Source organism: Streptomyces sp. NPDC021224 (genome assembly GCF_044332905.1).
GTDB lineage: Bacteria > Actinomycetota > Actinomycetes > Streptomycetales > Streptomycetaceae > Actinacidiphila.
The window spans coordinates 146326-172559 of record NZ_JBIRPW010000001.1 but is presented as its reverse complement, the minus strand read 5'-3'; the positions used below and the strand labels follow the sequence as shown (position 1 = coordinate 172559).

Annotated in this window: 23 protein-coding genes; 9 read left to right on the top strand and 14 right to left on the bottom strand. The window is 73.8% G+C overall.

The window, feature by feature from the left end; all coding sequences use genetic code 11:
* Nucleotides 1-72 precede the first annotated feature (72 nt).
* Nucleotides 73-684: a TetR/AcrR family transcriptional regulator gene (locus tag ACH4PY_RS00715; protein WP_398174110.1), complete on the bottom strand. Its 612-nt coding sequence runs from the start codon at nucleotides 682-684 to the stop codon at nucleotides 73-75.
* A gap of 58 nt (nucleotides 685-742) precedes the next feature.
* On the opposite strand from ACH4PY_RS00715, the gene ACH4PY_RS00710 reads away from it, so the two are divergent.
* Both ACH4PY_RS00710 and ACH4PY_RS00705 read left to right on the top strand, forming a co-directional pair.
* Nucleotides 743-1699: an NADP-dependent oxidoreductase gene (locus ACH4PY_RS00710; protein WP_398174107.1), complete on the top strand. Its 957-nt coding sequence runs from the start codon at nucleotides 743-745 to the stop codon at nucleotides 1697-1699.
* Between the two features lie 367 nt (nucleotides 1700-2066).
* Nucleotides 2067-3218, top strand: coding sequence for a lactonase family protein (locus ACH4PY_RS00705; protein ID WP_398174104.1), 1152 nt, complete (start codon nucleotides 2067-2069; stop codon nucleotides 3216-3218).
* Nucleotides 3219-3232: 14 nt separating this feature from the next.
* On the opposite strand, the gene ACH4PY_RS00700 is transcribed toward ACH4PY_RS00705, so the two are convergent.
* On the bottom strand, nucleotides 3233-4168 hold the full coding sequence (locus ACH4PY_RS00700; RefSeq protein WP_398174101.1) for a sugar kinase: 936 nt from the start codon (nucleotides 4166-4168) through the stop codon (nucleotides 3233-3235).
* 38 nt (nucleotides 4169-4206) lie between these two features.
* Entirely contained in the window at nucleotides 4207-4944 is a 738-nt protein-coding gene (locus ACH4PY_RS00695) for a bifunctional 4-hydroxy-2-oxoglutarate aldolase/2-dehydro-3-deoxy-phosphogluconate aldolase (protein WP_398174098.1), read from the bottom strand.
* A gap of 253 nt (nucleotides 4945-5197) precedes the next feature.
* On the opposite strand from ACH4PY_RS00695, the gene ACH4PY_RS00690 reads away from it, so the two are divergent.
* The 4 genes from ACH4PY_RS00690 (at nucleotide 5198) to ACH4PY_RS00675 (ending at nucleotide 8681) form a co-directional block, all read left to right on the top strand.
* A complete protein-coding gene (locus tag ACH4PY_RS00690) occupies nucleotides 5198-6373 on the top strand; it encodes a mandelate racemase/muconate lactonizing enzyme family protein (RefSeq protein WP_398174095.1) in 1176 nt (391 codons plus the stop codon).
* A complete protein-coding gene (locus ACH4PY_RS00685; protein WP_398174092.1) occupies nucleotides 6373-7287 on the top strand; it encodes a dihydrodipicolinate synthase family protein in 915 nt (304 codons plus the stop codon). The genes ACH4PY_RS00690 and ACH4PY_RS00685 overlap by 1 nt, the downstream gene beginning before the upstream one ends.
* Nucleotides 7284-8039 carry an SDR family NAD(P)-dependent oxidoreductase gene (locus ACH4PY_RS00680; RefSeq protein WP_398174089.1) on the top strand — a complete coding sequence of 252 codons (756 nt, stop codon included), beginning with the start codon at nucleotides 7284-7286 and terminating at the stop codon, nucleotides 8037-8039. The genes ACH4PY_RS00685 and ACH4PY_RS00680 overlap by 4 nt, the downstream gene beginning before the upstream one ends.
* 69 nt (nucleotides 8040-8108) lie before the next feature.
* On the top strand, nucleotides 8109-8681 hold the full coding sequence (locus ACH4PY_RS00675; RefSeq protein ID WP_398174086.1) for a Uma2 family endonuclease: 573 nt from the start codon (nucleotides 8109-8111) through the stop codon (nucleotides 8679-8681).
* A 15-nt stretch (nucleotides 8682-8696) separates the two neighbouring features.
* Here ACH4PY_RS00675 and ACH4PY_RS00670 read toward each other — a convergent pair whose 3' ends face one another.
* The 3 genes from ACH4PY_RS00670 to ACH4PY_RS00660 form a co-directional block, all read right to left on the bottom strand.
* Nucleotides 8697-9497 (bottom strand): IclR family transcriptional regulator, encoded by an 801-nt coding sequence (locus tag ACH4PY_RS00670; protein WP_398174083.1) that lies wholly within the window; start codon nucleotides 9495-9497, stop codon nucleotides 8697-8699.
* 98 nt (nucleotides 9498-9595) lie between these two features.
* Nucleotides 9596-10558 (bottom strand): aldo/keto reductase, encoded by a 963-nt coding sequence (locus ACH4PY_RS00665; protein ID WP_398174080.1) that lies wholly within the window; start codon nucleotides 10556-10558, stop codon nucleotides 9596-9598.
* Nucleotides 10555-12480 carry a hypothetical protein gene (locus ACH4PY_RS00660; RefSeq protein ID WP_398174077.1) on the bottom strand — a complete coding sequence of 642 codons (1926 nt, stop codon included), beginning with the start codon at nucleotides 12478-12480 and terminating at the stop codon, nucleotides 10555-10557. Before ACH4PY_RS00660 ends, ACH4PY_RS00665 begins: the two co-directional genes overlap by 4 nt.
* A 188-nt stretch (nucleotides 12481-12668) precedes the next feature.
* On the opposite strand from ACH4PY_RS00660, the gene ACH4PY_RS00655 reads away from it, so the two are divergent.
* The gene (locus ACH4PY_RS00655) at nucleotides 12669-13493 is read left to right on the top strand and encodes an amidohydrolase family protein (protein ID WP_398174074.1); all 825 of its coding nucleotides are present in this window, start codon (nucleotides 12669-12671) and stop codon (nucleotides 13491-13493) included.
* Nucleotides 13494-13592: 99 nt separating this feature from the next.
* Nucleotides 13593-14306, top strand: coding sequence for a GntR family transcriptional regulator (locus ACH4PY_RS00650; protein ID WP_398174071.1), 714 nt, complete (start codon nucleotides 13593-13595; stop codon nucleotides 14304-14306).
* Nucleotides 14307-14378: 72 nt separating this feature from the next.
* On the opposite strand, the gene ACH4PY_RS00645 is transcribed toward ACH4PY_RS00650, so the two are convergent.
* The 6 genes from ACH4PY_RS00645 to ACH4PY_RS00620 form a co-directional block, all read right to left on the bottom strand.
* Complete coding sequence (locus ACH4PY_RS00645) at nucleotides 14379-16385, bottom strand: right-handed parallel beta-helix repeat-containing protein (RefSeq protein ID WP_398174068.1); 2007 nt, start codon at nucleotides 16383-16385, stop codon at nucleotides 14379-14381.
* A 61-nt stretch (nucleotides 16386-16446) separates the two neighbouring features.
* Complete coding sequence (locus ACH4PY_RS00640) at nucleotides 16447-17358, bottom strand: carbohydrate ABC transporter permease (protein ID WP_398174065.1); 912 nt, start codon at nucleotides 17356-17358, stop codon at nucleotides 16447-16449.
* Nucleotides 17359-17367: 9 nt separating this feature from the next.
* On the bottom strand, nucleotides 17368-18330 hold the full coding sequence (locus tag ACH4PY_RS00635) for a carbohydrate ABC transporter permease (protein ID WP_398174062.1): 963 nt from the start codon (nucleotides 18328-18330) through the stop codon (nucleotides 17368-17370).
* Nucleotides 18309-19562 carry an ABC transporter substrate-binding protein gene (locus ACH4PY_RS00630; protein WP_398175996.1) on the bottom strand — a complete coding sequence of 418 codons (1254 nt, stop codon included), beginning with the start codon at nucleotides 19560-19562 and terminating at the stop codon, nucleotides 18309-18311. The genes ACH4PY_RS00635 and ACH4PY_RS00630 overlap by 22 nt, the downstream gene beginning before the upstream one ends.
* A gap of 345 nt (nucleotides 19563-19907) precedes the next feature.
* Nucleotides 19908-21854, bottom strand: coding sequence for a heparinase (locus tag ACH4PY_RS00625; RefSeq protein WP_398174059.1), 1947 nt, complete (start codon nucleotides 21852-21854; stop codon nucleotides 19908-19910).
* A gap of 5 nt (nucleotides 21855-21859) precedes the next feature.
* Complete coding sequence (locus ACH4PY_RS00620) at nucleotides 21860-23182, bottom strand: alpha-L-fucosidase (RefSeq protein ID WP_398174056.1); 1323 nt, start codon at nucleotides 23180-23182, stop codon at nucleotides 21860-21862.
* 113 nt (nucleotides 23183-23295) lie between these two features.
* Here ACH4PY_RS00620 and ACH4PY_RS00615 point away from each other — a divergent pair, with 113 nt between their 5' ends.
* Complete coding sequence (locus tag ACH4PY_RS00615) at nucleotides 23296-24111, top strand: ribonuclease activity regulator RraA (protein WP_398174053.1); 816 nt, start codon at nucleotides 23296-23298, stop codon at nucleotides 24109-24111.
* Nucleotides 24112-24315: 204 nt separating this feature from the next.
* On the opposite strand, the gene ACH4PY_RS00610 is transcribed toward ACH4PY_RS00615, so the two are convergent.
* Complete coding sequence (locus tag ACH4PY_RS00610; protein WP_398174050.1) at nucleotides 24316-24957, bottom strand: GDSL-type esterase/lipase family protein; 642 nt, start codon at nucleotides 24955-24957, stop codon at nucleotides 24316-24318.
* Between the two features lie 259 nt (nucleotides 24958-25216).
* Nucleotides 25217-26179 (bottom strand): MerR family transcriptional regulator, encoded by a 963-nt coding sequence (locus tag ACH4PY_RS00605; protein WP_398174047.1) that lies wholly within the window; start codon nucleotides 26177-26179, stop codon nucleotides 25217-25219.
* Between the last annotated feature and the right edge of the window lie 55 nt (nucleotides 26180-26234).

Sequence of the window (26234 nt, the reverse complement as noted above, 5' to 3'; positions counted from 1 at the left end):
CCCCTCACCTGCCCGCGGCCACCGTGCGGGCGGGCGCGTTCGAAGGACTCCACGGGTCACGGTCGGGGCCGCTCACGTGGGGCGCGGGGTGAGGCCGTCCAGCAGGAGGTCCAGGAGGCGGGCGGCCTGGGGGGCGCGGGTGGGGCGCGGGGCCACGGTGAAGATGCCGATGAGGGACGCGGCGATGTCCTCGGCGGTGACGTCGGTGCGGAGGTCGCCCGTCGCGCGGCCCGCTTCGAGGATCGTGGTGATGGCCGTCAGGAGTTCGGTGCGGGTCCGGGCGTGGGAGATCTCGCCGGATTCGACCATCGCGAGCAGCGTGTCGAGCATGCCGCTCTTGGTGGCGATCCAGTCGCCGAAGAGGTCCGCCCAGCGGCGCATCGCCTCGGCCGGGGGGAGCCGGGTGAGCAGTTCGTGGGCGCCGGTCGTGAGCCGTACGACCTGGTCCTGGTAGACCGCGTCGACCAGCGATTCGCGGGTCGGGAAGTGCCGGTAGAGGGTGGCGATCCCGACCCCGGCCTCGCGGGCGATCGCGCGCATCGAGGGTTCGGCGTCAGCCGATATGAACACGCGGGTGGCCACCGCGAGCAGCTGGTCGCGGTTGCGGGCCGCGTCGGCGCGTGTCACGCGATTGCCCTCTCCGGCAGAAACGGATCGCGCTCCGTTTGTGTTACGGTCGTCCATGGAAACGGAGCGTAGTCCGTTTCCATGCGTTCCCTCGGCCCGAAGGAGACAGACGCACATGACGGCGCAGAGCAATTCCTCGCCCGCGGGCGGCAGCAGGGCGGTCCGGCTCGACGCGTTCGGCGGCCCCGAGGTCCTGGACGTCCGCGAGGTTCCCGCTCCGCAGGCCGGGCCGGGGCAGATCCGGGTGCGGGTCACGGCGGCCGGTCTGAACCCGATGGACTGGATCATCACCGCCGACGCGGACACCGCCGCCCGGTTCGGCCTCAGCCTGCCGACCGGGTTCGGGACCGACTACGCGGGAGTGGTCGACCAGGCCGGTGCCGGCGTGAGCGACTTCGCGCCCGGTGACCGGGTGTTCGGCGGCGCCCTGTCCTGCGCGGTCGCCGACTTCGTCGTGATCGACACGACCGGGGGAGCCGCGGCGAACGAAGCCCATCACACCCCCGACGGCGTCGACGACCGCACCGCCGCCACCCTCTCGATCGGCGGCCGTACGGCGGCCGCCGCCCTCGCGGCCGTCGACCTCGGCCCGGACAGCACCGTGCTGATCGGCGGCGCGGCGGGCGGGGTCGGGGTGTTCGCCGTCCAGCTGGCCCGGATCGCGGGAGCGCGCGTGATCGGAACGGGGTCGGCGGCGTCGGCCGACCACCTGCGCGCCCTCGGAGCCGAGCCGGTGACGTACGGCGACGGCCTGGCCGACCGGGTGCGGGCCCTCGCGCCCGGCGGCGTCACCGCCGCCATCGACCTGTACGGGACGGAGACGGTGCACGCCGCCAGGGAACTCGGCGTCCCGGACGACCGTATCCGCACCATCGCCGCGCAGGTCGACGGTGTGCGGCCGGCCAACGGCGCGGACGCGGCGCCCGGCGCCCTGGAGGAGATCGCCCGCCTGGCCGCGGCGGGCCGCATCCGGGTCCCCATCGCGGCGACCTTCCCGATCGAGCAGATCCGCGCGGCGGCCGAACTCCAGGCAGGCCGGCATGTGAAGGGCAAGATCGTCATCGACCTCTAGACGTCGTCCCCGGCGCCCTCCCGGCGCGGGCGTGGTGCCCGCAACGTGCCCCGCGTGACCACCGGGAGCGCGAGTGGTACGTCGAGCACGGCCTGCTGCCGTCCGGTGTCGAGACCGTCGTCGGCGCCGGCAGCGCGCTGAGCGCGACGGTCGACCGGATCCTCCGCGACACGGGGCTGACGGGGCCGCCCGGCGACACGGATCCGCCCGTGCGGACGGGGCCATCGGGGCAGTAGGGCTCCTGCCAACGGGCGACAGGGGGCCCGTCGGGCGCGGGGGCCGGGGCGGGGGCAACCGATCCTGGTGGCGGGACGGGGCCGCCGGTGGTGGCGGGCGGGGCCCGGCGCCCGTAGCCCGGAGGAGAACGATGAAGCTGCGCCCACCCGTCCGTACCGCGGCAGCCGCTCTGGCCCTCGCCGCGGCGGCCCTGCTCCCGTCCGCCGTCACTGCCGCCGCGGTGACGCCCGCCTCGTGGCCGGGGGATTCCGGCGGCGCCGTCTTCGTGCAGACCGACGCCCCCGACGCCAACGCGGTGGTCGCCTACCGGCGGGCCCCGGACGGTTCGCTCCACCGGCGGGGCACCTTCGCCACCGGCGGCAGGGGCGGCGTGCTCGGCGGCTCGGTCGTCGATCACCTCGCCTCGCAGGGGTCGCTCGCCTACGACCGCGTCCACCGGCTGCTGTTCGCGGTGAACGCCGGAAGCGACACCGTCACCGTCTTCTCGGTGCACGGTGAGTGGCTGGAGCGGGAGCAGGTCGTGCCGTCCGGCGGGGACTTCCCCGTCAGTGTCACCGTCCGTCGGGACACGGTCTACGTGCTCAACGCCCGTGACGGCGGTTCCGTCCAGGGCTACCGGATCACCGGCGGCGGGACGCTGGAGCCCGTCGTGGGCGGGCACCGGGAACTCGGGCTCGACACCGCGGCGGCGCCGGAGTTCACGCACACCCCCGGGCAGGTGTCGTTCACCCCGGACGGCTCCCGGCTGGTCGTCACGACGAAGGCGGGCGGGAGCAGCATCGAGGTCTTCCGGGTACGTCGCTCCGGGGCCCTCGTCGGCGGGCCCGCCGTCACCGCGATGGACGGGGCGGTGCCGTTCGGCTTCACCTTCGACGAGCGGGGGTTGCTGGTCGTCACGGACGCCGGCAGCAACTCCGTACTGACCTTCGCGATCCGCCACGACGGACACGCCGTCCCGCTCGGCGGTGCGCGGACCGGCCAGATGGCCACCTGCTGGATCGTCCGCGCGGGTGACCGTTTCTACGCCTCCAACGCGGGCAGCGGCACCCTCTCCGGTTTCCGCCGCACCGGCCTCGCCGGCCTCGCACCGCTCGGCACCACCGCGACCGGCGCGGGCACCACCGACTCGGCCGTCACACCCGACGAGCGCTTCCTCTACGTCCAGACGGGCGCCACCGGCGGGGTCGACGCTTTCCGGGTCGGGCGGGACGGCAGCCTTGCCCCGCTGGGTTCGGTGACCGTGCCCGACGCGGTCGGCGGCGAGGGCATCGTGGCTCTCTGACACCGTGGCCCGGACTACCGCACCGCGTGCCCCGCCCCCCGGTCCAGCAGGGCCAGGTCCTCCCGGGAGGGGAGGGATTCCCAGTCGCCGCGGCCGCCGACGCAGAAGGCGCCGGAGGTCGTGGCGCGGGCCAGGCGGTCCTTCGGGGGGAGGGCGTCGAGGGCGGCGGAGAGGTAGCCGGAGACGAAGGCGTCGCCCGCGCCGATGCTGTCCACCACCGTGACGGGGTGGGCGGGGCGGAAGTGGCTGCCCTCGGGGGTGTGGGCGTGGGCGCCGTCCGCGCCCGCCGTCACCACGACCTCGGCGACACCGCGGGCGAGGAGGTCGGGCACCGGGTCCTCCGCCGGGGTGAGGAGGGGGAGTTCGTCCTCGGACGCGAAGACGGTGTGGACGAACGGGAGCAGCTCGCGCAGCACCGGGGCGGCCTCCGCACGGGACCACAGGCGGGCGCGGTGGTTGACGTCGAACGTCACACGGACGCCCGCCGCGTGGGCGGACCGCGCCGCGGCGAGGGTGGCCGCGCGGGCGGTACGGGACAGGGCGGGGGTGATCCCGGTGAGGTGCAGCAGCACGGGGGAGGCGGCGGCGAGCGCGGCCTCGCACTCGGCCGGGGTGAGGGCCGACCCGGCCGACCCGGTGCGGTGGTAACTGACCCGGGTGATGTCGTGGGCGGGGCTGTCGAACGCGATGAAGCCGGTGAAGCGGTCCGGGTCGGTGCGGACGAAGCGCGTGCCCACGCCCTCCGCGCGCAGCGTTCTGCGGACGAGGGCGCCGGGCTCGTCGTCGCCCACCACCCCGGCCCACGCGACGTCGTGGCCGAGGCGCGCCAGGCCGATCGCCACGTTGCTCTCCGACCCCGCGACCGACAGCTGCGCCGCACCGCCGAGCCGCAGCGGGCCGGGGGTGCGGAGCGCGGCCATCGTCTCGCCGATCGTCAGGACGTCGGTCATGGGGGGCTGCTCCTGCCGAAGGCGGTGGGGAGGGGACGTTACGGGGTGGGCCGGTCGTGCGACACCGGCGCGTGGCGGTCGCCAACTGCCGGCACGGAAACGGGTGCGGGTGCGGGCACGGGCACGGGTGCGGGCACCCGCTCGTGCTCGCGCCCCGGCGGGGCCACCGCCGCCAGCAACTCCGCCGCCCGCGCGGCCAGCGCGCCGAGCGAACCCCCCGTACCCGCGTCGCCCAGCAGCGGCGAGCCGACGCCCACCGCGAGCGCGCCCGCCGCCAGGTACGCCGCCGCGCTCCGTGCGCCGATGCCGCCCACCGCGACGAGCGGCACGTCCGGCAGGGGGGCGCGCAGGGCCCGCAGGTAGCCGGGGCCGTGGACGTCGGCGGGGAAGACCTTGACCGCGGTCGCGCCGAGGTCGAGCGCGCCGGCGACCTCCGTGGGGGTGAGCGCCCCGCACAGCAGCGGCACCCCGAGCGCGACGGCGCGCCGGGCGCCGGGGGTGAGCGCCGGGGTGACGACGAAGTCCGCGCCCGCCTCGGCGGCGGCTTCCGCGTCCGCGGCCGTACGCACGGTCCCGGCTCCCACCAGCACCGGGGCGGGGAACTCCGCGCGGGCCCGGGCAACCGCGACGAGCGCGCCCGGCGTCGTCAGCGAGACCTCAAGTGCGGTGACCCCGGCGCCGATCAGCGCGTGGACGCAGGCGAGCGCGTGCTCGGGGCCGTCGGCGCGGACGATGGCGAGCAGCCTGCGCCGGGTCAGTTCTTCCAGCACGTTCACGGAAATCCTCCGTGGTGAGGGGCGGGGGCGCCGGGCCGGAGGGTCCGGAGAGCCGCGCGAGGGGCATCCGCTAGTGTGGATGGTGCTTGCAGAATGCGCAAACGGCATCTCATGATGCGAATGACTGATCCTGCGGCCCGGGGCCCGGGGCCCCGGGTCCGGAGTCTGGAGCCCCGGACCCGAACTCCCCGCCCAAGGCAGCCGACCGGCCCGAGAAGCCCGATCAACCCGACCAACCGAGAAGAGAGCGCGCGTGCGGATCACCCAGGTGACGACCTACGTCATCAAGCAGTCGGCCGAGTCGGCCTACCTCGGCAAGCTCGACGACGGCACCGCCCCCCGCCCCGAGGACGGCTACTTCGTCCGTCCCCCCTGGCGCAGCCTCTACTCCGCCCGCATGGAGACCCTGCTCGTCCGCGTCGTCACCGACGACGGTGCGGAGGGCTGGGGCGAGGCCCTGGCGCCGGTCGGGCCCGAGGTGGTCGCGGCCATCGTCGACCGCATGCTCGGCCCCTGGCTGCTGGGCCGCGACCCGCGTGCCGTACGCCCGCTGTGGGACGGCATGCGCGACCTCATGCGCGAGCGCGGCCACCTGGTGGGGCATCAGGCCGACGCGCTCGCCGCCCTCGACACCGCGCTGTGGGACCTGGCCGGGCGGATCGCGGGCCTGCCCGTCGCCCAGCTGCTCGGCGGCGCGTACCGCACGCACATCCCGGTGTACGTCTCCGGCCTGCCCGAGCCGACCGACGAGGGCCGCGCGCGGCTCGCCGCCGAGTGGGCCGCCAAGGGCGCGACGATGGTCAAGCTCGCGGCCGGTAAGGGTGTGGCGGCGGACCTCGCGACGTACGACGCGGTGGCCGCGGCCGCGCCCGGCGTGCGGATCGCGCTGGACGCGCACTGGGCGTACGGGCTGGCCGAGGCGCTGGAGCTGGGGCGCGAACTCGACCGCCGCCGGGCGCTGTTCCTCGAGGCGCCGCTCGCCCCCGAGGACACCGAGGGGCACCGCGACCTGGCCTCGCGCATCACCACGCCGGTCGCGGCGGGCGAGGCCATGCGCAACCGCTACGAGTTCCGCGATTGGCTGGCCCGCCGCGCCCTGGGCCTGGCGCAGCCGGACGTCGCCCGTACCGGCGTCACCGAGGCCATGACGATCGCGGCGCTCGCCGACGCCCACCACGTGCCGGTGGCCTGCCACCACTCGGTGGGGCTCGGCGTGGCGATGGCGGCGGGCCTGCACGTGTCGGCGGCGGTCCGGGACAGCCCCTTCTTCGAGTTCCAGCCCACGACCGTGCCCGTCGCCCAGCGCGTCCTGCGTACGCCGCTGGCCGCCGGGCCGGACGGCTTCACGCTGCCCGAGGGCCCGGGCCTGGGCATCGAGATCGACCGCGACACCGTAGAAGCCCTCGCCGCCCTCGCCAAGGAGAGCTGATGTCCCGCAACACCGCACCCACCGGCCTGATCCCCATCCTCGCCACGCCCTTCACCGACGACGGCCGCCTCGACGTCCCGTCGCTGCGCTCCCTGGTGGAATTCCAGCTCGGCTGCGGCGTGGACGGCGTCGCCGTCTTCGGCATGGCCGGCGAGGGCTTCGCGCTGACGGCCGACGAGCGCGCCGCGATCCTGCGCGCGGTGCGGGACGTCGCGGGCGCGGACCTCCCCGTCGTCGCGGGTGTCAACGGCACCAGCACCGTGCTGGCCGTCGAGCAGGCCCGGCAGGCGGCGGCGGGCGGCGCCGACCAGCTCATGGTGCTGCCGCCGTTCCTGGCCAAGCCGAACCGGCAGCAGACGATCGACTTCTACGCCGAGGTCGCGGCGTGCAGCGAGGCGACCGTCATGATCCAGGACGCGCCCGGCGCGACCGGCGTCGCCATCGACCCGGCGGCGGTCGCGACGCTCGCGGCGCAGGCCCCCGGCATCACGTCCGTCAAGGTGGAGGCGCCGCCGACCCCGCTGAAGGTCGCGGCGGTGACCGCCGCCGTCCCCGCCTCCTTCGCGGTGCTCGGCGGGCAGAACGCGGTGGCCGTCGTCGAGGAGTACGACAACGGGGCGGTCGGCACGATGCCCGCGTGCGAGTTCGCCGACCTGCTGCGGGGCGTGCTGGACGACCTCGCGGCGGGGCGCCGGGCGCAGGCCCGGGAGGCGTTCGGGCGGCTGCTGCCGCTCGTCCAGATCGGCATGCGGCCGGGGCAGGCGTGGGCGGTGCACAAGGAGGTGCTGCGCAGGCGCGGTGTCATCGCGTCCGGCGCCGTCCGGCTGCCCGCGCAGGAGCTGGACCCGCTGACGGCGAAGGCGCTGGACGAGATCCTCACCGAGCTGCCGCTCGGCGCGAAGGTCCCGGCATGAGCCGCGCCGTCCTGCTGATCGGCAGCACCTCACCGATCGGCCACGCGATCACCGAGGCCTTCGCCGACGCGGGCGACCGCGTCATGGGCGTCTCCGCGGGCGGCGCCGCCCACCGCGCCCTGACCGCCGACCTCGCGCTCGACGCGAGTACGGCGGCGGGCGCGGACGAGGCCGTCGCCCGTACGGTGGAGCGGCTCGGCGGCATCGACGTCCTGGTCCTCGCGGCCGCCGTGATGGCCCCCGCCCCGGCCCACCGGGCGACCCCCGACGACTGGCACCGCGCGATCACCAACACCCTGCACACCGCCTACTTCCCGGCCCGCGCCGCCCTCCCGGCGCTGCCCCGCGGCGGCAGCATCGTGGCCGTCAGCTCCGTCAACGCCACCCTCGCGGCCCCGTGGCTGCCCGGCTACTCCGCGGCCAAGTCCGGCGTGGAGGGCCTGATCCGGCAGCTCGCCCTCGACTACGGCCCGCGCGGCATCCGGGCCAACGCCGTCGCCCCCGGCATGATCGGCAACGCCGACCTCCCGCAGGTCACCGAGGGCTACCCCCTCGGCCGCGTCGGCACCCCCGCCGACGTCGCCGGAGCCGTCCTCTTCCTCGCCTCGGCCCCCTTCGTCACCGGCACCGTCCTCCCCGTCGACGGCGGCCTGTCCATCGCCTCCCCCGCCGCCTTCCTCCGCCCCGACCTGCGGGCGAGGCTCTACGACGACGAGCCGGATCCGGGGGCGGCATCAACTACGCTGGCATGACCCGCACCCCGCGTCCGTGACCCGGGTTCGAGGCCCCTGACCGCACCGGTGAGGTGCCCGGAGGAAGCCGTGACCGCCGACCTGCCCGACTGGATGATCCCGCCCAGGCCCAGCGGCTGGGAGGCGGACGACCTCGACCACCTCCCGCAGGCGCCGCGGCACACCGAACTCATCGACGGAGCACTGATCTTCATGATGTCGCCGCAGCGCTCCTGGCGCTCCCGGCTCGTGGAGAACCTGACCTTCGCCCTGCGCCAGGGGGCTCCCGCCGGGTTCGAGGCCGAGCGGGAGATGACCGTCCGGCTCGACAGGAAGAGCCGTCCCGAGCCGGACATCCTGGTGGCCGCCGCGCCGTACGATCCCGACCGGACCCGGTACGCGCCGCAGGACGTGGCTCTGGTCGTCGAGGTCGTGTCGGAGGAGTCGGCGGACCGGGACAGGTCGCTCAAGCCCTTCAAGTACGCGCAGGCCAGGATTCCGCACTTCTGGCGCATCGAGGACGAGGGCGGGCTGCCGGTTGTCCACACCTACGAACTCGACGTCATGACCGGCGCCTACGTGGCCACCGGTATCCACCGCGAGCGGCTGAAGCTCGCGGTCCCGTTCACGGTCGACATCGACCTCGGCGGCCTCGTGCCCTGAGGGCGCCGGGGCCGGTCATCTCCGTGGCTGGGCCATCACCGGGACGGTGTAGCCGAGGGAGGCGGAGAGTTCGTCGGCGGCCTCGATCACCGTGAGGGCCAGTTCCTGCTCGCGGGTGGGGAGGTCGAGGTCGGAGAGGGGGCCGCTCAGGGAGAGGGCGGCGACCACCGTGCCGCCGCGGGTGCGGAGGGGGGCGGCGACGCACGCGCGGCCGAAGGCGAGTTCCTCGACCTCGGTGGCGTAGCCGCGGCTGCGGATCTCGGCGAGGGCCGGTTCCATGGCGGCGGGGGTGGTGAGGGTGTGCGGGGTGTAGGCGTGGCCGAGGCCCGCGGAGAAGTAGGCGTAGAGGTATTCGGCGGGCTGGGCGGCGAGGACGGCCTTGCCCATGCCGGTGGCGTGCAGCGGGGCGGCGCGGCCGGCCATGGTGAAGGACTTGGCGGAGCGCGGGCCCTCGAAGTTGCAGAGGTAGAAGAGCCGGTCGTCGCGGAATTCGGCGAGGTTGACGCCGAGGCCGGTCGCGTGGGCGAGGCTCTGGGCGACGGGGCGGGCGGCGCGGAAGAGGGGGGAGCTGTTTAGCGCCACCGAGCCGAGGGTGACGGCCGCCGGGCCGAGGCGGTAGAGGCCGGTGCGGGCGTCGGGGACGACGAAGCCGAGGCGGTCGAGCGTCGACATCATCCGGGAGACGGTGGACTGCCCGAGGCCCGTGTGCGCGCACAGTTCGCTGACGCGCAGCTCGCTGTGCTCGTCGGTGAAGCACGTGAGCAGGGACAGGGCGCGCTCGACGGCCTGCGTGCCCGCGCCGGATTCGGCTGCCATGCTTCTCCCGTCCGGCCCGGGGGCCGCCCTATCCGTCATCCAGGATGTGCAAGGCTCTTGCACATCCTGGTAGACGGTAGCGCATCCCGGGGGCCGGCTCAGCCGACCGCCCCCAGCAGCTCCTCCGGGACGAAGCCCTCCGCCGCGAGCCGCCGCCACAGCTCGGCCGGGACCGGGCGGCGCAGCGCCTCCGCGTTCGCCGTCACCTCCTGCGCCGACCGGCAGCCGAGCACCACGGACGTGACGGCCGGGTGCAGGAACGGGAACTGCGCCGCCGCCGCCGTGAGCGGCACCTCGTACTGCGCGCACAGCTCCTGGCACCGCCGGGCCCGCGCCAGCTCCCCCGCCGGGACGGGGCGGTAGTGGAACATCGCGCCGTCCGACGGGTCGGCCAGCAGCCCGGTGTTGAAGACCCCGCCCACCACCACGGCCGTGCCGCGCTCCGCGCACAGCGGCAGCAGCCTCGTCATCGCGTCGTGGTCCAGCAGCGAGAAGCGGCCCGCGATCAGCACGACGTCCACCTCGTACGCCGCGACGTACGCGGCCAGCGGCGCGCTGTGGTTCATGCCGAAGCCGATCGCCTTGACCAGGCCCTCGTCCCGCAGCCGCCGCACCGCGTCGTAGGCCGTGGCCCGCACTTCCTCGGCGTACTCGTCGGCGTCGTGCAGGTAGAGGATGTCGACGGACGAGCGGCCGAGCCGCTCCAGGCTGGATTCCAGCGACGCGCGGATGCCGCGCTCGGTCCAGTCGGTGACGACGTCGGTGCCGGAGCCGTCCGCCCGGGGCCGCAGCAGCCACCCGGTCTTCGTCGAGATCACCGCGTCGGCCACCCCGGCGGGTTCCAGCAGGCGGCCGAGCCGCTCCTCGGCCTGGCCGTGGCCGTAGCGCGGCGCGGTGTCGAAGTAGCGGACGCCCTCGCGGGCCGCGGCCCGCAGCGTCGCGGCCGCGTCCTGCTCGGTGACCTCGGTGAAGAGCCCGCCGAGCGGCGCGGTGCCGAGCCCCACCGGGGGGAGGTCGAAGGACAGCCGGGACGGGGTCCGGCCGTGCAGGGCGAGGGTCATCGGGCGGCCTCCCAGGGGGTGGTGCGGGCGGGTTCGGCGCCGCGCAGCGTCATCGTCAGGGTCAGCCGCACGCGCGTGCCGCCGGGCAGGGCGACCGTGCACCAGCGGCCCTCGACCGGCCGCGGGGCGCCGTCGTCGGCGCTGACGGTGTGCAGGACGTGCTCGGCGAACGAGCCCGCCTGGACGACGACCGTGCGCGGTTCGCCGCCGAGGTTCACCAGCTCCACCACGGTGTGCTCGGGGCGGATGTCGCTGACCAGCGCCGCGACGTCCGCGGGCAGTCCGGGCCGCCGCGCCTCGGCGTCGTGGTAGCGGACGTGCAGCTGCGCCAGGCCGCCGTTGTAGAGGACCTGCGGGGAGCCGGTGGTGAGCTGGAGCAGCGCCTCGGTGACGACCGGGTTGAGGTTCTGCCAGTGGTGGATGCCGAGCGCGTCGGGGCCGGTGGCCGGGTCGGTGTCGTCGGCCTCGATCGCCGCGAGGCGCTCGGCGCAGACGTCCAGGGCGCTGGTGAGCATGCGCTCGGGGAAGCCGTCGTTGCGGCCGTGCAGGAACTCGTGCCAGGGCTCCTCGTGGCCGCACTCGTCCTTGGTGCGCTGGGTGTGCACGTCCGTCCAGTCCCAGCGCGAGCCCGCGCGCAGCCGCTCGACGCGCTCGGCGTCGGCCGCCTCCCGGCTGAAGTGCCACAGGGACAGGGGCAGTTGCGTCGGCATGACGGTGAAGTCGAACCAGCCGGAGTCGTTGTGCCGCTGCGGCACCATGAGCGTGCGCTGCCCCGGGATCGTGGCCAGGTGCGGGCGCCACCGCTTGCCGAGGGTCCCCATCTCGTCGGCGGTGCGCTGCTCGGCGTGCGCGAGGACGGCGTCCAGCGGGTTGCGGGCCAGGTCCAGGAAGCCCCGGTCGCCGGTCACCAGGCTCGCGTTGACGGCGCCGACGAGCGCGGCCGACGCCACCGACGACAGCCCGTGCGGCCAGGACCAGCCGTAGTGGCCGCCGTACCAGCGGCCCTCCAGGTACTCGCCGACCCCGCCGCCGAGCCCGGCGTTGTCGGGCAGCACCTCGCGGCCCGCGAGCCGCTCCTGCCAGGCGCCGGTGTACTCCGCGACCCAGTCGGCGTACCGCTGCTCGCCGCCGAGCAGCCACGCGTTGGTGGCCAGCGTGGTGGAGGCGAGGTTGACCAGGGTGTCGCCGCGGCCCATCCGCTGCCACATGACCTGGCCGTAGGCCCGCGCCTTCGCCGGGTCGGCGGCCAGCTCGTCGAAGGAGCTGACGCCGGTGCCCCAGTCGAGCGGGAGGCCGTAGGGGCGCAGGGCCAGGCTCCACGGGAAGTACGTGTCGTGGTCGCTGAAGCCGGGGCGGGGGCCGCCCGAGCCGTTGTGGGGGGCGGTGAGGACGCGGTGCGCGGGGTCGTAGTTGGGGCCGCCGGGCAGGTAGACGTCGGCGAAGCGGGCGGCGAGCCGCCGCAGTTCGGGGTCGCCGGGGTCGGCCAGGCACAGGCCGTAGAAGAGCAGCATGCCCTCGCCCTGGTGGAACCAGTCGTAGCCGCGCTCCAGGCCGTCCACGACCAGGCCCATCTCGGTGAGCTGGGCGGTCACCCCGCGCCAGTGGCGGCGGGCGGCGGCGAGCAGGTCGGTGCTGCCGCCGAGCAGGTAGAGGGTGGGCCAGTTGAAGAACGGCTCGTAGAAGTCGTCCACGCCGTCGCGGTCGTCCAGGCCCTGGCCGAGGGAGTCGCGGAAGACCAGGCGGCCGTCGCCCTCGGTGTAGCGGTCGGCGAAGGTCCGCCAGGCCGCGTCCTGGCGGGCGAACAGCTCGCGCTCCAGCGCGGCCCACCGCGGCGCCTCGGTGAAGCGGCGGGTGGCGGTCAGCGCCGCCGCGGGTTCAGCGGTCCCGGCGGTCCCGGCGGGTGCGGGTCCGGCGGCCGTCACCGGGCGGCCCCGCTCGCCGCCGCGGGTCTGTCGTCGATTCGTTCCACCCCGAGCATCGGGAACACACCCGACCCTTCTTCATCGCCCATTGATAATCGATTGCTAGCCTTCAGTGCGCCGACAGCCGTGTCAAGAGCCGCCCGCACCCCGGAAAGCGCGCGGGGCGGCCGGGAGAAGGGGAGTCCGCCGTGATCGACTGCCATGCCCACCTGTGGGATCCGCGTACGGGTTTCCCCTGGATACGGCCGGACTCCCCGCACCACCGCGCCTTCACCGCCGACGACCTCGCGGCCGCGGGCGAGGGCACGGGCGTGACCGGCACCGTCCTGGTCGAGGCATCCCGGGGCGACGCGGGGGAGACCGCGGCCCTGCGTGAGCTGCGGCGGCAAAGACCCGATGTCGTCGCCGGATACGTCGGCAACCTCCACGTCCACGGGGACGCGGGCCCCGGCCCCTTCGCCGCGCTGCTGGACGCCTTCGGCGACACCGCGCCCAACGGCATGCGGCTGGGCGGCGCGACCTGGGCGGACACCCCCGAGGCGGCCCGCGCGCTGATCCCCGTGCTCGCGCGGACCGGCACCGCGCTCGAACTCAACCTGTACCGTGGCGCCTTGCGGGCCGCGGCCGACACCGCCGCCCGCCACCCCGGTCTCACCGTCGTCGTCGACCACCTCGGCAACCCGCCGAACCTCGGGGAAAACCTCGGGAACTGGCGCGCCGACATGGAATCTGCCGCCACACTGCCGAACGTGAACATGAAAATCTCCGGTCTGCTCACCCAGCAGCACGGCGTCCCGGACGACCGGGTCGCGGCGCTGGTACGGGAGGTGCTGGACGCCTTCGGGCCGGACCGCTGCCTGCTCGGCTCGGACTGGCCGATCTGCCTGCCGCGCGGCTCCCGCGCCCGCGCGCTGGCGGTCGCGGCCCGCGGGGCCGACCACCTCCCGGCGGCGCAGCGGCGGCAGGTCACGTCCGGCACGGCCGTGCGCGTCTACCGGTTGCGGGGCCGCTGAGCGGGCCGGCGATGTCCGAAAGGAGTCGGTCAGCTATCGATAGACGATAAAAGTGCGTACCATGGAGCGGAACCACCCCACACAGCAGGATTGGGAGTCATGGCAACCAACCCGTCGGCCGAGTTCGTCTCCACGCTGGCCACCAACAAGGACCGGTTCCGCAAGACCCTGATCTCGGACCAGGTCTACGGGCTCCTCCGCCAATCGATCGTCGACGGTGAGCTCGGTCCCAACGACCGGGTGGTCGAGTCGGAGATCGCCCGCCGACTGGGCGTCAGCCAGGCCCCCGTGCGCGAAGCGGTCAAGCAGCTCGCCCGTGAGGGCCTGCTCATGCACATCCCGCGGCGCGGCCACTTCGTCGTCGAGATCTCCTCCCAGGACGCCGAGTACGCCCGCCAGGTCCGCGAACCGCTGGAGCGGCTCGCCGCCCGGCTCGCCACCGAGCACATCACCGAGGAGCAGCTGGAGATGCTCGACCACCTGGTCGCGCACATGCACGACGCCGTCGCCACCAACGACGTCAGCCGCTTCCGGGACGCCGACATCGAATTCCACACGCTCATCAGCCAGAGCGCCGGCAACCCGTTCCTGGAGCGCATGTGGGAGGTCATCGAGCCCTCCCTGCGCACCCTGCGGGCCATCTCCGACCCGCTCTTCCAGGGCGACTGGCACGCGATGGCCGACGAGCACGGCCGCCTGGTGAGCCTGCTGCGCTCCGGTGACGCCGAGCAGGCCGCCGACGCCTTCGCCGACCACGCCGCGGGCCGCGGCCCGGTGCCCGACGCCCGCGCGGCGAAGAACAAGCGCGGCTGACGCGGGCGCCGCACGCACCGTGTACCCGGGCCGGAGATCCGGCCCGGGTACACGCGGTTCAGCCCCCATGGATCACCGGCGGGCGCCGGCCGTCCACTGCGGTGCCCCGTACTGGTAGGCGCCCAGGCTCGGCACCGTGTCCGTCGAGCCGTCGTTGACGCCCGCGAGCGGGATCGCCGCGTTGCGGGCGGGCGAGGCGGCGGTCAGCCGGTAGTCGTGGTGGGCGGCGTCCACGAACAGCGGGTCCACGGCCGGGTCCAGGTTGTCGGACATCACCAGGCCGCCGTCGGTGGCCCCGTCCGCGCCCACGATCTGGCCGATGTTGTTGTAGATCTTCGTGCCCGTCGACTGGTCGGCGCCCTTGACGTAGAAGAGCGTCAGCCCGCCGGTGTTGTTGTAGACACCGTTGTTGTGCGAGCCCGTCCCCAGGCCGTTGAGCATGACCGTGCCCTGGAGGTTGTTCCAGCCCACGTTGTTCGCGATGACCAGGTCGCTCTGCCCGTTGTCGGCGTAGACACCCGCCACCGCGAAGGGCGTGACCCCCGGTGTCGGCGTGCCGTCGTGCAGCAGGTTGTGGTCGACGGAGGAGCCCATCATGTCCGCGCTGCAGCAGGTGTAGATGCCCGCGGTGTCCAGGCTCAGGCGCGCGTACTGCGAGATGTCGTTGTACGCGATCTTGTCCGGGCCCGCCGTCAGGCCCGTGGTCGTCCCCCACTGGAGGTTGATGCCGCTGCGGCCGACGCGGTAGATCGTGTTGTTCATGACCGTCTGGGAGTTGCCCATGACGGCGATGCCCGCCGCGTACGTGCCCAGGTAATCCACATCGTGGATGATGTTGTCGGTGGCCGTGTTGTTCTGCCCGGCCAGCGCGATGCCGTTGCCCGCGCTCAGCGACAGGTCGCTGTTGACGACGGTGTTGTACGTCCCGTTGACCACGATGCCGGTGTCGGAGACCCCGCGCGTCACGCTGGAGCCGCAGTCGGTGGCGCCGCGCGTGATGTCGCTGTAGTGCGACAGGTAGGTGCCGGTGAGCGTGTCCAGGGTGTTGTGGGTGCTGGACGAGCCCATGGTGATCGTCGAGGCGAAGAGGTCGAGCCCGACGACCGAGGTCCAGGAGGTGTTCGTCAGGTCGAACGCCAGCTGCCGCTGCTTGGCCTCGACCGTGTGCTGCGCCGGGCTGTCGGTGCTGTAGACGTACAGCTTGTGCGCGGCCGGGTCGTAGAACCACTCACCGGGGTTGGCGAGTTCGCCGATCTTGCCGGACAGCGCGTAGCGGGTGTCGGTGGGCACGACCTTGTGCACGCACGGCGGGGCCACCGCCAGCGTCACCGAACCGGGCGCCGAGGAGGCGACCGTCGTCGTGGCCGACACGTACCAGTAGCCGGTCAGCGCGCGGGCGCCGTCCCAGTAGCCCGCGGGCCGGGTCAGCGAGGCGTCGGCGATCACCGCGTCGGCGCTGCCCGCACCGGCGTGCTCGATCGCCGGGTTCAGCAGGTCCAGGCCCGGGTAGGGCCACTGCGCCTCGATGTCCATGGCCTTGTCGGTGAAGACCTGCACCGTGCCCGGGTCGCTGCCCAGGTCCACGCTGGTGCTCCACACATGGCCGGCGGCCACCGCGTCGCTGAAGAGCGAGTCCACCGCGTACGGGTCGCTCGCGCCGATCGCCGTCACGTCCGCGCCCGTCACCTGCGACCAGCCCGTGACGGGCGAGGTCCCGCTGACCGTCACCTGCGCCCCGGGGGCCGCCCGGTAGGTGATGGGCAGGCCCGAGCTGCCCGAGTGCGCCGGGACGACCGTCTCGGGGTAGGTGCCCGACATGATCTCGCAGGTGTCGCCCGCGACCATGACGTCCGCGCACTTCTGTATGTGCTGGAAGGGCTTGCCGGTGCTGAGACCGTCGAAGGTGTCCTTGCCGGTGGGCGACACGTAGTACGTCGTCGCGCCCTCCGCCTGGCGCCCGTGCTTCTTGCCGCACGCGGCGCTCGCGGGCGCGGCCGCGACAAGGGACAGGACCGCGACCGCGGCGGTGGCCGCGGTCAGCAGCCCCCTCGGCCTGCGCACCTGCGGTCTGTTCGACATGCGGGGCATTTTCACGTTCCCTCTTTCCTGACCAGGGGAAATGAGAACCGCCGGCGCGGGGTCATCCCTTGACCGCGCCGACGGTGAGACCGCTGATGATGTGGCGCTGCATGTAGATGAAGAAGATGACGACGGGCGCCACGGCCAGCAGCAGGTTCGGGAAGACCTTCGTGAGGTCGGTGGAGTACTGGCTGATGCCGGCGTAGATCGCCGTCGTCACCGTGTAGTGCCCGGAGGACGGGCTGAGCAGGATCTGCGGGCTGATGAAGTCGTTCCAGATGCCGATCGAGTTGAGGATCAGCACGGTCACGACCGCGGGGCGCATCAGCGGGAAGATGATCGTCCAGAACGTGCGGTAGCGGCCCGCTCCGTCGATGGTCGCCGCGTGGTCGATGTCGACCGGGATCGTGCGGATGAAGCCGACGAACAGGAAGATGCTCACCGGCAGGGTCGAGGCCACGTCGTGCGCGACCAGGCCGGTCACGGTGTTCGCGAGCCCGAGGTCGCGCAGCACGTAGATCACCGGGATGATCACCGCCGCGCCGGGGATGAAGGTGCCCGCGAGGAAGTACAGCATCACCAGCTGGTTGCGTCGCTTCATGCCGCGCGCGATCACGTACGCCGCCGGTCCGGCGAAGGCGATGCACAGCACGTCCACGGCCACGACGAGGAAGAACGTGAAGCCGTAGCCGCCGATGACGTTGTACTGCGGGCTGTGGATCGCCGCCGACAGGTGCGCGAACGTCAGCCGCCCGGGCACCAGCGAGAACGGGTTGTTCGAGATGTCCTCCTGCGACTTGAAGCTGTTGACCAGCAGCAGGTACATCGGTACGACCATCACCACGAACAGCACGCCGAGCAGCAGCCAGCGCACCGGCCCGCCCGACTCGCGCCGCTTCCCGGGCGCGGGGCCGCCGCTCCCGGCGGCCGGTTTCCTGGTCTTCTTCTGCGGCTCCGCCGCGAGTACGGCCATCACCGCCTCCTAACTCGTCGCTGCTTGGTCCTGGCGGTTGCGCAGTGCGGTCACCGCGAGTGCCAGGACGGCGGACACGACCATCAGGAACACCGCCTGCGCGGTGGCGTAGCCGACCTTGGTGCCCTCGAAGGAGCGGGCCAGGATGAGGTACGAGAAGGTCTGCGTGGATCCGGCGGGACCGCCGCCGGTGAGGCTCACGATGATGTCGTAGGCGCGGATCAGCCCGACGAGGTTCAGCACCGTCGCGATGGTCACCACCGGCGCGATCATCGGGATGACGACCTTGAGGTTGGTCTGCCGCCTGCTGGCGCCGTCGATCGCGGCGGCCTCCAGCAGCTCGGCGGGCACCGTCTGCAGGGCGGCGACGAACAGCACCACGTTGAAGCCGAACCCGGCCCACACGATGACGGCGATCAGCGAGTAGAGCGCCATGTTCTCGTCGAAGAGGAAGCCGATCGGCTCGACGCCGAACTTCGCGAGGGTGTTGTTGATCGCGCCGTTGGTGCCGAGGATCGCCGCCCACAGGTAGCCGAGCACCAGCGCGCTGATGACGTGCGGGAAGTAGGCGACGGCCCGGAAGAAGGAGTTGCCGCGCGAACGCCCCTTGAGGATCAGCGCGTACACCAGGCCGAGCCCGACCTCGAAGACCGTGCCGAGGACGGCGATGAGGGCCGTCACGTACCACGAGTCGGTCGAGCTGGGGTCGTCGAACAGGTGCCGGTAGTTGTCCAGGCCGATGAAGTGGACCGACGAGAAGCCGTTCCAGTCCGTGAGGCTCAGGTAGACGGCGACACCGACGGGAACGACGGTCAGCACCGTGTACAGGATCAGGGCCGGGCCCATCATGGCCAGCGAGACCGCGGCCTCGCGGATCCGGATCGCCCGCCGGCTCGGCGCGGGCCGGGCCGCCGGGCCGGGGGCCGCGCCGGAGCGCGGCCCCCGCCGTGTCAGCTCTGCGAGTTCCACCACTTGTCCAATCCGGACGCCGCGCTCTTGGCGGACGTGCCCGAGTACAGCGACTGGACCGTCGTGTTGAGCTGGTCGCTGTAGCCGGCGATCGGCTGCCGCGGACCGGCCTTGACGATCACCGAGGGGGCCTTGTCGAGGATCTGCTGGACCTGCGTGCCCAGGCTCGACATCGGGTAGCTGAAGCCCTGCCGCAGGTTGCCGTCGGCGGCGAGCTGGCTCTTGACCGCCTCGGGGTCGGTGACCAGCCACTTCACGAAGTCGATGGCCGCGGCCTTGTGCTTGGAGCGGTTGACGACGACGTACGGGTCGGCGATGTTGCCGAACTGGCCGGACGGGTAGGCGCCGTCGGTCGGCATCGAGAAGACGCCGATGCCGTCGCTCTTCTTGGCCTGGTCGGCGGAGGGCACGAAGAAGGAACCCATGATGTACATCGCCGACTTGCCGTTGAGGAAGTCCGTCTGGCCGTCCGCGTACGTCAGGCCGAGCGCGCTCTTCTTCAGGTAGCCCTTGTCGATCCAGTCCTTGTAGTGCTGCAGGTAGGCCGCGTAGCCGCTGTCGGCGAAGGAGACCTTGCCGTCCTTGCGCTTGATCGTCCAGTCCGGGTCGGCGGTCATCACGCCGGCGTCGGCCATCATCGAGAACTGACCGCCGGTCACCCACTGGCCGGCCGTCTGGAGCGGGGTGTAGCCCGCGTCCTTGAGCTTGCCCATGGCGTCGGTGAACTGCGCCATCGTCGTGATGGCCGAGGCGTCGAGCCCGGCCTTGGTGAAGGCGGCCTTGTCGTAGAAGACGAGCGACTGGATCTGCTCGCCGACACCCACCAGATAGCGCTTGCCGTCGATCGCGTACTGGTCGGCGAGCGGCGTCTTGGCCGTCCACGCCTGGTCGGTGAGGTCGGTGAAGAGGTCCACGGTGTCCGCGGTGGGGGTGATCTGCTGCGCGACGTCCGGCGGGTCGCCCGCGGCCAGGTCCTGGGTGAGCTTGGCGTTCGCGGAGATCGTGCCGGTCAGCTCCAGCTTGACCGTCGTACCCGGGTGGGCCTTCTCGTACCGGTCGAAGAGGGTGTTCCAGTACTGCTCGGTCAGGTTCGGCGTGATGTTGACGATGACGCGCAGGGTCGTGCTGCCGCCCCCGGCGGAACTCCCGGAGTCGTCGCCGCCGCACGCCGCGGCCGTTGCCATTACCAGGGGGGCCGCGGCAAGAGCGCAGGTGCGGCGCCAGGTCTTTCTCATTCGGGACACGCTCCGTTGCGTAGTCGTGAACACAGACGGCCGAGGTCGACCCGACTGCATGGGTTCGGTGTGCTCGAAGGTCGAGCCAGCTGTGGAAACCGCTTGCTGTACGGCTCCCGTGGAGCCACCGCCCCGCGCTGCTGCGGGGCGGTGGCGAGTGGTGCGGGGTCACCGCGACGGGGGGAGGACCGCCTGCGCTAACCGGGCCGTGGTGGGCCGCGGGGTGACGGTGCGCTGTCCCACGGGTGTCACGTACCGTTCACCTCCAAGAATTATCGTCTATCGATTAATGATGCTAGGTGTGCTGCCGCGCATGTTCAAGAGCCGTGCGCCAAGCCCTTGCGTTCAGTGCGCGCGCTTCCAACGCACCGCGACGCGGCCGGAGTCGGCGGGCTCCACGGCCTCCAGCGTCAGCCGGGTCAGCCGCCCGCCCCAGCTCTCCCGCAGCAGCGCGTCGTCCAGCTCGCGCACCTCGACCACCGCCCGCGCGGTCCGCGGGTCCCACTCCGCCCGCAGCCCCGCCCCGCCCGGCACCGTCACCGCCGCCCACCCCGGCCCCGACGTGACGTGCCCGGCCAGCACATGACGCAGCAGCACCGGCCCGCCGCGCCGCCCCGCCCAGCGGTCCTCGACGACCACCGCGGCCGCGTCCCCCGCCCCGCCCGCGCGCTCCAGCCGCACCTCCCGCTCCCAGCGGGCCACCGCCCCCGGCGGGTAGGCGCCCGCGAGGTCGGCGCGCAGCGCGCCGACCCGCCCGCCGAGCGTCACCTCCACCGCGCGGGCCCCGTGCGCGGCGCCCGGCTGCTGCCCGGCGCCGGGCTCGGGCACGTTGTGCCAGTCGCTGCGGAAGGGCCAGGCGGCGTACCGGTCGGGGCCGAAGGTCCGCGCGGTGTACGCGGGCCGCCCGGCGTCGACGACGAGCGGGCGGCCGTCCACCGCGACCCAATACGAGCCGACGTCCAGGTGGTTGTGGTGCTCGCCGTTGTGCCCGGCCTTCACCGCGAGCGTCAGACCCGCCGCGCTGCCCGCCGCCTCGCGCGCCACCAGGATCTGCAGCCGCGGCAGCCAGCTCTCCCGGGCCAGCCACGGCGTTTCCAACGGAACCGGCGGGGGCGCGGTGACGGCCCGGCACCACGCTGCGTCCGCGAGCGCGGCCAGCGAGCGGCCGAGGCCCCCGGCGTCCGCGATCCCGCCCGCCGCGCGGGCCGCGGCCACCGCGTGCGCGGCGGTCTCGGGCTGCCCGAGCAGCCCGGCCCAGCGGAAGACCACCTGCCAGGGCCGCCCGCCGCCCAGCCGGGCGGGCGCGTCACCGACGTTGACGTAGGTGTCGCCGCCCAGGTGCATGCGCTGCGGGTAGCGCAGCAGTTCGGCGAGCACGGGCAGGTCGCGGGCGTCGAGCGCGGGGCCCCCGGCGTCGGCGAGCAGGTCCAGCAGTTCCAGCACGCGGCCCGCCCCGGCGAACCAGTAGGCGATGCCCTCGTCGATGCCGCCGTCGTCGGGCAGCACGGCGAGGTAGTGGTCGAGGTCGCGCACGGCCCGGACGACCAGCCGGGCCCGCCGCTCGCCCTGGTCCTCCCTGTCGCTGCCGTCGCACAGCAGCAGCGCGCAGGTGACGACGGCGCTGGTGATCCACGGGTTCCAGTTGTTGGCGGTGCCGTCCGCGCCGATCCAGTGCCAGTCGCGGACCCGCTCGTACGGGGTGAGCACCCGCAGCTCCACCTCGCGGCGCAGCCTGCGGCGCAGGCCCGGCACCCGTACGTCCAGGTGCGGGCCGAGCGCGCGGTCGGCCCACGCGAAGAGCGAGGCCGCCTCGGCGGCGCCCAGGTCGAGGAAGGGGTCGTCCGGGTCGGGCAGCAGGTCGCCGCGCCCGGCGGTGTGGCGGTCGTGCGGGGCCCAGCACCAGGTGCTGGCCTCGGCGAGGGCGACCAGCCCGTCGGCGGCGGCGTCCAGGTGCGGGCAGCCGCCGGGTTCGTCCGCGGCGGCGACCTCGCCGGTGAGCACGGCGGCCAGCACCAGCAGCGTGACGCGCTCGCGCAGGGCGCGCACCCGCCCCTCGTGGCTGCCGCGTTCGCCGTCGCGGAAGGTCCTGGCCCAGTCGGAGGCGAGCAGCGGGGGTGCGGGGCGGGTGAGTTCGGCGGCGGCGCGGTCGAGGACGTCGGTGCGTATGGGTTCGGGCACCGCGTCCCACACGTCCCGCGCGGTGACGTCGGGGACACCGCGCCGGGTGCCCGGCGGCAGCGTCGTGAGCGCGTCCAGGGCGGGGGCCAGACGCGCGGTCAGGGGACCGGCCACGGCGGTCAGGCCTCCCCGGCGGGCTCACCCGCGGGCTCGGCGGCGGATGCGCCCGCGGGCTCGTCGAGGAACAGTTCGATCACCGGGAGCAGCACGTCGGGGCGGGCGACCGGCACCGTCAGGGTGAGGGTGCCGGCGCTGCGGCCGGGGGGCGCGAGGTTGTTGTGCTCGTGCTGGGTGCCGTCGAGCTGCCGGAAGCGGATCTCGGATCCGTCGTGCAGGAACTGCGCGTAGCGCACCTTCCCGGCGAGGCCGGGCAGGTGGATGTGCTTGAGCGGCCAGGCGAGCAGGTGCAGGTAGAGCCTGTTTCCGGCCTGCGTGTAGAGGGCGTTGGCGGGGGCGCGGTGGGCGCTCGGCCCGGCGCCGTGCACGGAGCGGGCGTGCGGCGCCGTCCACCCGCCGATCGCCGCGAGCGTCGCGCGGGCCCGCGGGTCGAGCGCGCCGCGCCCGGTCGGGCCGACGTTGAGCAGCATGTTCCCGCCGCAGGCCACCGACTGGACGAGCATCCGCACCAGCAGGCCGGGGTCCTTGTAGTCGTGGTTGTCGCGGTCGTAGCCCCAGGAGCCGTTGAGGGTGTGGCAGGCCTCCCACATCACCGGCACGCCGTCGCGCTCCAGCGGCTCGTCCGGCTGGTACTGCTCGGGCGTCACGTAGTCGCCGGGGACGCCGAGCCGGTCGTTGACGACGATGTCCGGCTGCAGTTCGCGCACGGTCCGCAGCAGTTCGTCGGCGCCCCACTGCTCCGGGCCCATGCCGGGGTAGCTGAAGTCGAAGAAGAGGTCGTCGATGCGCCCGTAGCCGGTGAGCAGTTCGCGTACCTGTGCGTGCAGATAGGCGCGGTAGCGGGCCAGGTCGCGGGGCTCGCGTTCGGCGTCGGTGCCGCGCAGCGGGTGGTGGCGGTCGACGGGGAAGTCGGGGTGGTGCCAGTCGAGCAGTGAGTAGTAGAGGCCGACCCGCAGGCCCTCCGCGCGCATGGCGTCGGCGAATTCGGCCACCAGGTCGCGTCCGGCGGCCTTGACGGAGGTGTAGTCGGTGAGCGCGGAGTCGAAGAGGCAGAAGCCGTCGTGGTGCTTGGTGGTCAGGACGGCGTAGCGCATCCCGGCCGCGCGCGCGGCCCGTGCGAGTTCGCGCGCGTCGAAGAGGTCGGGGTCGAAGCGCTCCAGGTAGCGGTCGTAGTCCTGCGCGGACATGGCCTCCCGGCTGCGCACCCACTCGTGCCGCGCCGCGAGGCTGTAGAGGCCGAAGTGGACGAACAGCCCAAAGCGTGCGGCCCTGAACCACTCGATGGGTGCCGTGGGTTCCGTGCGTTCGGTGGGCGCCGTGGGCACTGAAGTCTCCTGCCGTGGTTGACAGCTGTTGCCGGTCGGCTGTTATCTACCATCGATAGGCGATAATGTCACTGATGGTTGCGTGCCGAGGTGTGCGCGGAAAGGCGTGGCGGATGAGCCCGACAGGGGATCAGGGAGCGCCGGCGGCGGGGGACATGCACACGTACGAGTCGATGCGGGCGCCGGTCCACACCGCTTCCTACGTCCGGCCGACCGAGCGCATGCTGACGGCGCTTCAGGGGGTGAGCGCCGCGACCGCCTGCGCCAAGCTGCACCAGACGGGCATCACCCGGACGTTCATCGACGGCCCCGTGCCGCTGCACCGCGAGCCGGACGTCTCGGTCGTCGGCGGCGCGGTGACGCTCCAGTTCCTGCCGCAGCGCGAGGACGTCTTCTCCGGCGCCGCGCAGGAGGACGCCGAGCGCAAGACCGCGCTGTGGGGTGTGCTGGAGTCCATCCGCCCCGGTGACGTGCTGGTCGTGTCCGCGTTCGGCAGCCACTTCACCGGCTGCCTCGGCGACATGCTGGTGCGCTACTTCAAGCTGCGCGGCGGCGCGGGCATCGTCGTCGACGGCCGGGTGCGGGACGCGGCGCGCATCCGCGCGCTCGGCGTGCCCGTGTGGTGCACGGGTGTGACCCCGCACTACGCCTCGCAGACGGAGCTGTTCCCGTCGGCGTTCAACGTGCCGGTGGGCGTCGGCGGTGTCCTCGTCACGCCGGGGGATCTGATCGTCGCCGACGAGGACGGCGCCGTGGTCGTCCCCCAGGACCAGGCCGTCCCGCTGAGCGAGGACTCGCTGGCCCACCAGGACCGCGAGGCCTTCGCGCGCCGCCGGCTCGACGAGGGCGGGCGGCTGTCCGACTACTACCCGCTCACCGGCGCCGGGATGGCGGAGTACCTGGCGGCGCAGGAGCAGGCGGCGGGCTGAGCCGCACGGGGCGGCTCGCGGAGGTCCGCGCGCCGCCCCCTTCAGGACGGGGTGCCTGCCGGTGGGCGCCCTCGGACGGGCCGGGGCGTCGGCTCCCCGGCCCGTCCGGCCGCGTCCTGCCCCGGCGGCGCAGCACGGCGCCGGGGCGGGGACGCGCAGCGGGCCGGGCGGACCTCAGGGGTGAGGTCGGCGGGCCCGGCGATCTCAGGGGGTGACGGCGGCGGGCGCGCCGACCAGCTCCAGCCAGGCCGCGGCCAGGCACGCGTGCCCCGCGGGCGTCAGGTGCACGCCGTCCCGGGCGATCGCGGCGGCGCTCCCGGCTTCCCGCGCCGCCTGGTTGAGCAGCCCGTCGGCCGCGAGCAGCGCCGCGTCGAAGTCGGCGGCGAGGCGGCGCACGGCGTGGATCCGCGGGTCCAGGTCCTCGCGCCACGCCCACTGCGTGTCGTCGACCGGTACGAGGAAGGGTTCGACGAGCACCAGCCGGGCACCGGCGTCCCGGGCCTGGCCGAGGATGACGCGGTAGTCCTGCGCGTACTCCTCGACCGTCGTGACGTCGCCCGCGTCGTAGCGGCGCCAGGTGTCGTTGATGCCGACCATGACGGACAGCAGGTCGGGCGCGAGGTCGAGGGTGTCCTGCTGCCAGCGGGCCCGCAGGTCGGCGACGCGGTTTCCGGCGATCCCCCGGTTGAGGACGCGGCGGGCGGGATTCGCAGCCGCCAGGCTTTCGGCGATCAGGCTCACATAGCCGTTGCCCAGGCTGGAATCGTCGTCGCGGTCCCGGCCCGCGTCCGTGATGCTGTCGCCCTGGAACAGCACGCGGACGGAATTGCCAAGCGTTACGGACATCGTCTCTCCTCGGGAGGTCTCTCACACCGAACGGGCCCGCCCGCTGCGCCTTCCAGGCAGGTCAGGGGTGGTACGGATACGGCGGCGCCGTGTCCTGCACCGAATTCCCCCGCCCGGCGCGGAATGCACGGGAGGCCGGATTGATGCTACACCGGCCACGGTCGGGCGAACAGTAATTCCCTTCCCCGGAAAGCGAGTTCGAGACCTCTCGGAATGCCGCGGGCCATTTCCGACCGGGGCTGATTTCGGCGTGCCGGTATTACGGTGCGGGCCGTCGGGAGAGCGCGGTGGTGAGCCAGGCGTGGGCGGCCCCCGGGGTGGGCCGGTCCGGGCCGGTGATGCGGGCGACCAGCTCCCAGTAGTGGTCGATCCGCGGGTCGGAGGCGAGGACGGCGCCGAGCCGGCGCCGGAAGGCGGACGTGTCCGGCACCTGTTGCGAGGTCGCGTACGCGGCGACGAAGCAGTCCAGCGCCTCACCCGCGTACGGTGCCCGCCCGGCGCGCAGGTGCGGGGCCGCCAGCGCGTAGGCCTCGTCGAGGCCCTGGTAGAGGACGGCGGGCCGGTGCCCCGCGTCCGCGCGGTGCGCGGCGGGCTGGCCGCTGCCGCTGCGGCCCGAGCAGTCGCCGGACACGAAGGCGTGCAGTCGCGCGAAGGCCAGCGCCTGCTCGGGCGTCGGGTCGTCCGGCGGCTGCGGCACGGACAGGTCGAGGACGCGCGCGACGGTACGGGCCGGCATCCGCGGCGGCAGCCAGCGCCGCCAGAAGCGGGCCATCGCCGCGGTGCTGGGCGGCGCCGCGCTCGCGCACACCGCGCCCAGCAGCCGCAGCCGTTCGGCCCGCTCCTCGGGCCCGCAGTCGTGCAGCAGCCGCAGCGCGGTCTCCTGCCAGCGCAGCGCGGCCAGCCGCGGGCCCAGGTCACGCAGCCGCCCGGCGACCGCGTCCTCCAGCGCGCCTCCGGTCCGTATCGCGCCGCCGTCCCCGCCGCCGTCCTCTCCCTCGTCGCGCAGCACGCGGGCGACCTCCGGCACGCCCATGCCCAGCGCCCGCAGCGAGCGGATCGTGCGCAGCCGCTCCAAGGCGTCCGGCCCGTAGCGCCGGTGCCCGCCCGCGCTGCGCGCCGCTTCGGGCAGCAGCCCGCCGTCCGAGTAGAACCGCACCGCCTTGACGGTGACACCGGCCCGCGCCGCCAGCTCGCCGATGGTCCACAACTGCCCGGCCGCCATCGCTTGAACCTCCCTCAGGGGGAGTTCCTACGGTACCGGCGGGCCCGGCGGCCGA

Excerpts from the sequence above, each read along its gene's own strand:
- ACH4PY_RS00650 (WP_398174071.1), top strand. The coding sequence starts at position 13,593 with ATGGCAACCAACCCGTCGGCCGAGTTCGTCTCCACGCTGGCCACCAAC.
- ACH4PY_RS00700 (WP_398174101.1), bottom strand. The coding sequence starts at position 4,168 with ATGACCGACGTCCTGACGATCGGCGAGACGATGGCCGCGCTCCGCACC.
- ACH4PY_RS00665 (WP_398174080.1), bottom strand. The coding sequence starts at position 10,558 with ATGACCCTCGCCCTGCACGGCCGGACCCCGTCCCGGCTGTCCTTCGAC.
- ACH4PY_RS00685 (WP_398174092.1), top strand. The coding sequence starts at position 6,373 with ATGTCCCGCAACACCGCACCCACCGGCCTGATCCCCATCCTCGCCACG.
- ACH4PY_RS00680 (WP_398174089.1), top strand. The coding sequence starts at position 7,284 with ATGAGCCGCGCCGTCCTGCTGATCGGCAGCACCTCACCGATCGGCCAC.
- ACH4PY_RS00610 (WP_398174050.1), bottom strand. The coding sequence starts at position 24,957 with ATGTCCGTAACGCTTGGCAATTCCGTCCGCGTGCTGTTCCAGGGCGAC.
- ACH4PY_RS00715 (WP_398174110.1), bottom strand. The coding sequence starts at position 684 with ATGGACGACCGTAACACAAACGGAGCGCGATCCGTTTCTGCCGGAGAG.
- ACH4PY_RS00630 (WP_398175996.1), bottom strand. The coding sequence starts at position 19,562 with ATGAGAAAGACCTGGCGCCGCACCTGCGCTCTTGCCGCGGCCCCCCTG.
- ACH4PY_RS00615 (WP_398174053.1), top strand. The coding sequence starts at position 23,296 with ATGAGCCCGACAGGGGATCAGGGAGCGCCGGCGGCGGGGGACATGCAC.
- ACH4PY_RS00705 (WP_398174104.1), top strand. The coding sequence starts at position 2,067 with ATGAAGCTGCGCCCACCCGTCCGTACCGCGGCAGCCGCTCTGGCCCTC.
- ACH4PY_RS00710 (WP_398174107.1), top strand. The coding sequence starts at position 743 with ATGACGGCGCAGAGCAATTCCTCGCCCGCGGGCGGCAGCAGGGCGGTC.
- ACH4PY_RS00605 (WP_398174047.1), bottom strand. The coding sequence starts at position 26,179 with ATGGCGGCCGGGCAGTTGTGGACCATCGGCGAGCTGGCGGCGCGGGCC.
- ACH4PY_RS00640 (WP_398174065.1), bottom strand. The coding sequence starts at position 17,358 with ATGGCCGTACTCGCGGCGGAGCCGCAGAAGAAGACCAGGAAACCGGCC.
- ACH4PY_RS00645 (WP_398174068.1), bottom strand. The coding sequence starts at position 16,385 with ATGTCGAACAGACCGCAGGTGCGCAGGCCGAGGGGGCTGCTGACCGCG.
- ACH4PY_RS00670 (WP_398174083.1), bottom strand. The coding sequence starts at position 9,497 with ATGGCAGCCGAATCCGGCGCGGGCACGCAGGCCGTCGAGCGCGCCCTG.